10 protein-coding genes are annotated in these 7,849 nt (G+C 46.5%); 6 read left to right on the plus strand and 4 right to left on the minus strand.

What is annotated here, in order from left to right; all coding sequences use genetic code 11:
- The 5 genes from WBV75_RS13675 to WBV75_RS13695 all read left to right on the plus strand — a co-directional run.
- Positions 1 to 290, plus strand: a 290-nt coding sequence (locus WBV75_RS13675; RefSeq protein ID WP_424121142.1) for a 2Fe-2S iron-sulfur cluster-binding protein, incomplete at its 5' end; no start/stop codon positions are given.
- Positions 291 to 555: 265 nt separating this feature from the next.
- A complete protein-coding gene (locus tag WBV75_RS13680) occupies positions 556 to 1,230 on the plus strand; it encodes a TIGR04282 family arsenosugar biosynthesis glycosyltransferase (protein WP_424121143.1) in 675 nt (224 codons plus the stop codon).
- Positions 1,231 to 1,337: 107 nt separating this feature from the next.
- A complete protein-coding gene (locus WBV75_RS13685) occupies positions 1,338 to 1,673 on the plus strand; it encodes an arsenosugar biosynthesis-associated peroxidase-like protein (RefSeq protein WP_424121144.1) in 336 nt (111 codons plus the stop codon).
- Positions 1,674 to 1,712: 39 nt separating this feature from the next.
- Positions 1,713 to 2,768 (plus strand): arsenosugar biosynthesis radical SAM (seleno)protein ArsS, encoded by a 1,056-nt coding sequence (gene arsS / locus WBV75_RS13690; protein WP_424121145.1) that lies wholly within the window; start codon positions 1,713 to 1,715, stop codon positions 2,766 to 2,768.
- Between the two features lie 223 nt (positions 2,769 to 2,991).
- A complete protein-coding gene (locus WBV75_RS13695) occupies positions 2,992 to 3,606 on the plus strand; it encodes a TetR/AcrR family transcriptional regulator (RefSeq protein WP_424121146.1) in 615 nt (204 codons plus the stop codon).
- Here the strand turns inward: WBV75_RS13695 and WBV75_RS13700 are convergent.
- Genes WBV75_RS13700 through WBV75_RS13710 form a run of 3 tightly spaced genes read right to left on the minus strand, consistent with a single transcriptional unit; the run spans position 3,603 to position 6,214 of the window.
- Positions 3,603 to 4,658 carry a glycosyltransferase family 9 protein gene (locus WBV75_RS13700; RefSeq protein ID WP_424121147.1) on the minus strand — a complete coding sequence of 352 codons (1,056 nt, stop codon included), beginning with the start codon at positions 4,656 to 4,658 and terminating at the stop codon, positions 3,603 to 3,605. The two genes, WBV75_RS13695 and WBV75_RS13700, sit on opposite strands and share 4 nt — an antisense overlap.
- Positions 4,642 to 5,247: a DUF4254 domain-containing protein gene (locus WBV75_RS13705; protein WP_424121148.1), complete on the minus strand. Its 606-nt coding sequence runs from the start codon at positions 5,245 to 5,247 to the stop codon at positions 4,642 to 4,644. Before WBV75_RS13705 ends, WBV75_RS13700 begins: the two co-directional genes overlap by 17 nt.
- Before the next feature lie 28 nt (positions 5,248 to 5,275).
- Positions 5,276 to 6,214 (minus strand): hypothetical protein, encoded by a 939-nt coding sequence (locus WBV75_RS13710; RefSeq protein WP_424121149.1) that lies wholly within the window; start codon positions 6,212 to 6,214, stop codon positions 5,276 to 5,278.
- Between the two features lie 39 nt (positions 6,215 to 6,253).
- On the opposite strand from WBV75_RS13710, the gene WBV75_RS13715 reads away from it, so the two are divergent.
- On the plus strand, positions 6,254 to 6,475 hold the full coding sequence (locus WBV75_RS13715) for a DUF6341 family protein (RefSeq protein WP_424121150.1): 222 nt from the start codon (positions 6,254 to 6,256) through the stop codon (positions 6,473 to 6,475).
- A gap of 28 nt (positions 6,476 to 6,503) precedes the next feature.
- On the opposite strand, the gene purD is transcribed toward WBV75_RS13715, so the two are convergent.
- On the minus strand, positions 6,504 to 7,778 hold the full coding sequence (gene purD, locus WBV75_RS13720) for a phosphoribosylamine--glycine ligase (protein ID WP_424121151.1): 1,275 nt from the start codon (positions 7,776 to 7,778) through the stop codon (positions 6,504 to 6,506).
- Positions 7,779 to 7,849: the final 71 nt, after the last annotated feature.

Below are 7,849 nucleotides of genomic sequence, written 5' to 3' on the forward strand. Positions count from 1 at the left end.
AAACCTCGGGTAAAACACATCTTGAAATCACTTTGGACGATACGGTGCACACGCTGGAAATCGATCGGAAAAATATCGTTCTCGATACATTGATCAAGGCTAAAATTGATGCGCCATACAGCTGTCAGGGCGGGGTTTGCAGCACTTGTATCGCAAGGGTTACCGAAGGCGAGGCCTCGATGGTCAAAAATCAAATCCTAACAGAAAGCGAACTGGCCGAAGGCTTTATTCTCACCTGTCAGGCACATGCAGAATCCGCAGTGCTAAAAATCGACTACGACGACATCTGATTTCCGACAACTGATTTCAGAACCCATCTGAAAATTATATGCAGTGATGATGCCCGAAAAGACAATACTTTGTGGAATAGTAATCCTGTGGGCCAGTCTTGAGAATTGCCTGCTTGAATTTTTCGTCTCAATAACTCCGGCGGGTCAGTAGCCCTTTGCGAATGGGAATTTTCTGTTAAAATTCAGGTATTCGAGGGGTTCTATTTTGAGACATGCCTTTTTGCTTGTAATTTGTTGTCTCAAATAACATCCCATCTACTTGGTTTTGTCGATTCGAACTTCTGCCATTTTACTTTTTGCCCGCAGCGCCCAATTGGATGCGCGAGATAAAGGTCTGACCGGTGGGGAGCGCTTTATTGAGGAACTGACAGCCCATACGAAATTAAAGGCCCGGCGGACGGGATTACCTGTTTTCCATATTGATGAAAAGTCTCAGGTTGGGACCTCGTTCGGGGAACGCCTGGGAAACGCCATGAAGTCTGTCTATGAGCAGGGTATAGAACACTTACTGGTTATTGGGAATGACAGTCCCGATCTGAGTACTGAAACACTCAAAACAGCTGTGGCCCAGCTCCAGGCCGGAAAAACGGTATTCGGTCCTACACCAGACGGTGGCACCTACCTTATTGGGATAAACCGGGAATATTTTGATTATAAGACTTTTTTACGCCTCCCCTGGCAGGAAAAAAACCTGTTTGAGGCGTTATTGCATTGGACTATTTCTCTTGGAGGCCGTTGCAAAGTACTGTCACCCCTCCTGGATCTGGACGCTCCCCAAGACTGCCAGAATTGGTTTACCCCATCCCGCTTTATATCCTCCCGGTTATATCAATTGCTTTTGAGTTTTATCTCTGCAAAATCCGTTCTGCCCCGGGTTTGGGATCATCCGGTTTTCGACGTTCAGGTCTTTACCCCATTTAATAAAGGCTCCCCTTTCTAAGTTCACTTTCCAGATAAAATTACAAGGGATCGCATAGATCCCTAAATGCATTGGACGTCTCATAGGCGACCCGGAATCCATAATTATTCACACTTAATCTATAAAAAATGGCATCAGAATATTATAATCCCGCTGACCTTAGAAAATTTGGCAAGATTACCGAATGGAGCGAAGCATTGGGCGAGAAATTCTTCGATTACTATGGAAAAGTTTTTGAAGAAGGTGCCCTCAGTGCACGTGAAAAATCACTTATCGCCCTGGCTGTGGCCCACGTTGTAAAATGCCCTTACTGTATAGACGCTTACACAAAGGATGGCCTGGAGCGCGGAATAACCCGGGAAGAAATGATGGAAGCCGTGCACGCCGGGGCCGCAATCGAAAGCGGAGCCACCCTGGTTCATGGGGTTCAAATGATGAATAAATACGAAAAGCTCTCAATGTAAGTTAATCAACAAATTATTGGAAGCCCGAAAAACGAAACAATGGCCACTAAATCACTCAAAGCCAGGGAAAAAGACCTGGCCAATACAAACAGACAGATGGAAATTCTGAACGGGTCCTTATTTGAATCCGGAGAACTCCCTTTCTTTCGGGATAAACTGTCAGCAACCGGGCATGGGGCCTTACGCCCCCGCGCTTTGGAAATTCTACAGATCAATGTAGGTTATATGTGTAATCAGGTGTGTGAGCACTGTCATGTAGACGCCGGCCCGGATCGAAAAGAAATCATGACCCGGGAGACGATGGAGGAATGCCTGAAGGTCATTCGGACAACGGGGGCCCACACCCTTGATCTTACCGGGGGTGCCCCGGAGATGAATCCGAATTTCAGGTGGTTTGTAGAACAAGCCGCTGAGGCCGGAATCCGGGATTTTATAGTCCGCTCCAACCTCACCATAATCCGGGCGAATAAAAAATACTACGACCTCCCTGAGTTTTTTGCAAAACACGGTGTACACGTCGTTTCATCACTGCCCCATTATACCCGGGGAAAAACCGACAAGCAAAGAGGTGACGGGGTCTTTGACAAATCTATAAAGGCACTGCAGGAACTAAATAGGGTAGGCTACGGGATGCCCGGAAGTGCACTGCAGCTCGATTTGGTGTACAACCCGTCAGGGGCCTTTCTCCCCGGGGATCAGCAAGCGCTCGAACGCGATTTTAAAAAAGCACTCAAAGAGGACTTCGGCATTGAGTTTAATAGTTTATTCACCATTACCAACCTCCCGATTGCCCGCTTCCTAGACTACCTCATCGCGTCAGAAAACTATGAGGAGTATATGACAGCACTTGTAGATGCGTACAATCCCGAGGCGGTCAATAGTGTGATGTGTACCAATACTATTTCTGTGAGCTGGGATGGCTGGCTCTATGACTGTGATTTCAATCAGATGCTCGGACTGAAGGTGAATAACAGCGTACAACACATCAGGGATTTTCAGGAAACCCTCCTGGAAAATCGCGAGATTGTCATCTCCCAACACTGTTATGGATGCACTGCAGGTGCAGGGAGCAGTTGCCAGGGTGCGGTTACCTGAATGCTCCTGAATTTTTGCTTGAAATAAGGTAAAAAATGCTTTCCCGGAACCAGGGTTAGACAAACTGTATAGTCTGTTACAGACAATTCGGGTGTTTGTCTATTTTAAAATATTGCATTTCGTCGATGCTTTTTTGCATTTCGTCGATGTTTTTACGGATTCACTCGTTTTAAGGAGTTAGGATAAAGCGACCGCCAGGTCTGTTTTAACCAAATCCCACATTATGGAAAAAAATTTGAAAAGTCGGGCAACTGTCAACCGAATGCAACAAAAAGGGCTCGAGTTATTCTATCAAAAAGGCTACTACAAGACCAGCCTTGACGATATTCTTAAGGCCCTAGAACTCTCCAAGGGGGCTTTTTACTACCACTTCCAGTCCAAAGAAGACTTTATGATCAGTATCGTACAACATTTGTTGTTCCGAAAGGTGTACAGCATGCTGATTGAGCCCATAGAGGGCAAGGAGAATCCTTTTCAAAATATCGAATTATGCCTCGAAAATGCCCTTGAGACCGCGGAGCACAATCCTATCGATTTTGGATTTGTGTTGGGCAACTTTATGTCTGAATTCAACGGCAGAAATGAAAAAATTTCAAGTTACCTGAATGACATTACCAAGGTATGGGAGGTGAGTCTGGTTACAGCACTGCAAAAAGGGAAGTCCGACGGGTATCTGGAGCGGCATCACGACAGTGAAGGTATAGCCACCTATATTATGGCTTCCTATTTTGGAATCCGCACTCTGATGGTCGGTGGAAATCCGAGAATGCTGCGATATCAGTATATGCAACAGCTCCGAAGTTACTTTAAAGGTATGTCGCTGAAATCTGCATTCTAGATTTGAGGCTCCTGCAGTATCTCTATAACCCGGTTATAAACACGCTTTGCAGGAATAGATTCCATAACCTTATCATAGCCTTCAGGCACTTTATTTCCATATACCGAGGTGGGTATGGCTGGATATTTTTCCCGATTGGCCAATATACTATTCGCTTCAGGCTGATTAAAAGGCGTGAAACCCGCGTAGGGATGTGTTACGCCCCAGAGCGTGAGGACCGGGAGTCCGTACATTGCGGCAAGGTGTCCGTTTCCACTGTCCATTGAAATCATTAGGCGGAGGTTGGAAATCAATGCAAGTTCTTCGTTAAGGGGTATTTTTCCTGCAACAGAAACACAATGCGGATACGAAGCTTCCCATAAATCCAGGACTTCAATTTCCCGCTGGCCTCCTCCAAAGAGGTACAACCGGATATTGGGCACGGCCCCCAATAATTTGATGAGTTCCTTCATTTGAGGCTCCGGATAACACTTCCCTGCATGGGCAGCAAAGGGTGCCAGGCCCACTCTTAGCGAGCTCGATTGGGTCAGTTCATCGTCAAAACCATTTGGCCAGGTCTCCCTCTGGAGGATGTCCCCGGGACCGGGTGCTGCCTGATAACCCAGACGTCTAAAAACTTCAGCATAGCGCTCATGGGTGCTTTTCAATGCTTTAAATCCCGACGGGTCACCGGAGGTGAGTTGCTTCTTCTCCATTCTTCCCTTCTGCAGGCTTTTAAAGGGTTTTCCCGAAAAAGAAAAAAAGAGTTTAAGGACTCCCGTTCTCAATACGGCATGCAGGTCTGCGACACTGTCAAAGTTTTCCCCCTTTAATTCCCGGCGCAGGCGCCATAATCCTTTGAGGCCCTTGTGGATTCCATTGGCATCAAAAGGATAGACTTCGAGGTTGTTTAATCGCTCCAGAACGGGCGAAAAATGGGCTTTGGTTATAAAAAGAAATCGTATTTCAGGATTTAAACGCGTCACCGACAGCAAAACGGGAACTGTCATGGCCACATCCCCCAGGGCTGAAAGTCGTATCGCCAGGATGCGCTTGTTATTTCCTTTTCCCACGCAATACGGGGTTTAACTCATCATCATTGTACATCTTCATTTGTTTATACACTTTCATGTACTTGACGCCCTTTGAGATATCTTCCAGCAACTGATCTATAGCCGTTGACAAATCCTGCCGTTGTTCGAGGAGTACCTGGAGTTTACTACGGCAGGCTTCCCGATGCGCCCCGCTCGCATCTGCCCGTTCCGCTTCCTCCCGCATATGGTAGATTTTCAACGCCAGAATTGAAAGTCGATCAATTGCCCAGGCCGGACTCTCGGTGTTTATCTGCGCCCCATCAGCAATACTGACTCTCTTGTATTTTTCCAGAAAATAACTGTCGATGTATTCCACCAGATCGGTTCGCTGCTGGTTGCTCGCATCGATCTTTCGCTTCAATTCAAGTGCCGCGTCAGGATCGATCTGCGGGTCTCTTATGAGATCCTCGTAATGCCACTGAACGGTGTCAATCCAGTTTTTCCGATAGAGCAAGTGTGCGATATCATCTGTGGGATAAGGATTTTCAAAAGGCTGATCTACGCGGTCTTCTATGTGGTATTTATCGATACTCTCTTCAAAAATTCCAAAGGCGAAATTGCTGAACATACTGTAGTCTTTAACACAAATATACCGCTTATTTCAGTACCCATTCCAGGAAGAAAACCACAATGGAGACAACAGTAAAGGCATACATTACCATGTTTTTGACTAATACCTTGCGGATGGACTCCACATAGCGCGCTGCGAATACTGCAGAGGTGAGAAAAGCAAATGCGATAGTGCTGGCAAATCGCTCTCCCGTCAAAAATGCGATTGCGATTCCGACAATCCAGGCGATGACCAGCAGTCGGAGCTGCGTCACACGGCCCTGCCCTGACTTTCCTTGTTTTATAAACGCGATAATACCGACAATCACTACCAGGAGTAAAAAGCTGGCCGTTTTAACTACTGAAAAGGTTGGGACTAAATCAAATTTTATCGCTTCCGGGGAAAAAGCAAAATGCTCAAAAAGGTACTGTGGATCCCCTGAAAGGAAAAACACCGACCAGGAGGTGAGTCCCACGGTGACAGCTGCAGCCAATGGAATGAGCCAGTAATTGATCTTCTTGGGTGTATAAAAATAAATATAGATCCAGACGATCAGGATAAACAGGAGTGTCCAGTTCACAAAAAGACTCGCCACAAAAATATACAGGGCTGCATCAAATATTTTTTCTTTGAGATTCTTCATCGACTTCATGCTGACAAGCCTCCTTTGGGCGAGCAGGAGAAAAAATGAAGCAATCAGAACGACAGGGTCCTTGAGGAAATCCTGAAAAAGGATGCAAAACTGGGCATAGAAAAACATGGCATAGGAATCTGCTGCCGTCAATTGATTTTTTTGAACGATGAAATTAACCAGAAACAAAGAGAGCAAAAGGCAACATAAACCCACTATGACCCAAAGGAAATTGGATGATAGCTCAAAGGCTTCGCCCTGGCGGAGTTGGGCAAGCGAAAAAAAGACAAAGACAACAGATAAAACCAGGATGTAATTTACAGGCCTTGTTTTACCGAAAAGACTTGAAATCATCGATGGTTTTCGTAAATTTGCAAGGTAAATATAGCCAGAATGAAAGCTTTTTTTGAGGGGATAGAAAATTTATTTGTAAACGGACTCTTTGCTCCGTTTGATTTTTTCAGGGAAATGCAAAACTGGTGGACGGCCAATTCCGTCAACTGGATCTTTGCGATTATCGGGGTGATTGCCCTGATTTACTGGCTGAGGCAAATTCGTTTGTTTGAAGAACGCGGTGAGGAAGATCACAGCGTGACCGCCCATTCGTATCTCTGATATTCCAACTTACTTCCTATTCTGGTTCTTATAAGTCAAAGCCTATATCCGTTCGGTAATAGGCATCCTGAAACTGTATTTCTGAGACGCCCTTATACGCCTTCCGCAGGCATTCTTTGAAATCGGATCCAAGTGCTGTTATAGCAAGAACCCGGCCTCCACTCGTTACAACGGCTCCTTTGGAGTCCACTTGTGTGCCGGCGTGAAACACCATCGCTTCCTCAACGGCGTCCAGCCCGTGTATTGCATGGCCTTTCTGGTAGGCCTCGGGATACCCTCCTGAGACCATCATCACGGTGGCTGCCGCTTCTTTATGAGTCTCCAGGTTTATTTGTTTCAGTGTTCCATCGGCTGTTGCTTTCAAAAGGTCCGCCAGGTCTGTTTTGATCCGTGGAATTACCACTTCGGTTTCCGGATCGCCCATGCGCACATTGTACTCAATGACAAAAGGGTCATCCCCTACTTTAATGAGCCCGATAAAAATGAATCCCGTATAGGGGATGTTTTCCTTTTTAAGGCCTTCTACCGTGGGCTTGATAATACGTGTCTCCACCTTTTCCATAAATGCGGCGTTCGCAAAACCCACAGGGGAAATGGCTCCCATGCCACCGGTATTCAACCCCGCATCTCCCTCTCCAATTCGCTTGTAGTCTTTGGCCGTGGGTAAGATTTTGTAGTCTTTGCCATCGGTAAGCACAAAACAGCTCATTTCAATTCCGGATAAAAAGGCCTCGATAACCACCCTGCTGCTGGCTGCTCCAAACTTAGCTTCAACCAGCATTTCCCGCAACGCAGACTTGGCAGTTTCGATCTCGTCGAGTATCAACACGCCTTTGCCCGCTGCCAGGCCATCCGCCTTCAACACATAAGGAGGAGGGGTTGCTTCCAGGAAACGATAAGCCTCCCCGAGGTCGCTTTCCCCAAAGCTACGGTATGCCGCAGTGGGAATCCCGTGTCGCTCCATAAACTCTTTTGCAAATTCTTTGCTTCCTTCCAATTGGGCTCCAGCCTTTGAAGGTCCAATCAATGCAATTCCTGCAAGGGATGGGGTGTTTTTAAAGTAATCCTGGATCCCCATGACCAAAGGCACTTCAGGGCCCACCAAAACGAAGTCTACCTTATGGGACAATGCAGCTTCCCGAATGGCTTCAAAATCAGAAACAGTAAGCGGAATGTTCTCTGCGAATCCTGCAGTTCCTGCGTTTCCGGGAGCCACAAATAAATGCTCTACTGCAGGGCTTTGGTGTAATTTCCAGGCCAGGGCGTGTTCCCGGCCTCCGGACCCCAGTACCAAAATATTCATAGGATGGATTTTGGACAAAAATAAGCCATGAAGCCCATAATCCTAAGGGTTCCTCGGGATTATTTATCAGT

The organism is Robiginitalea sp., assembly GCF_049588695.1.
Taxonomy (GTDB): domain Bacteria; phylum Bacteroidota; class Bacteroidia; order Flavobacteriales; family Flavobacteriaceae; genus Robiginitalea.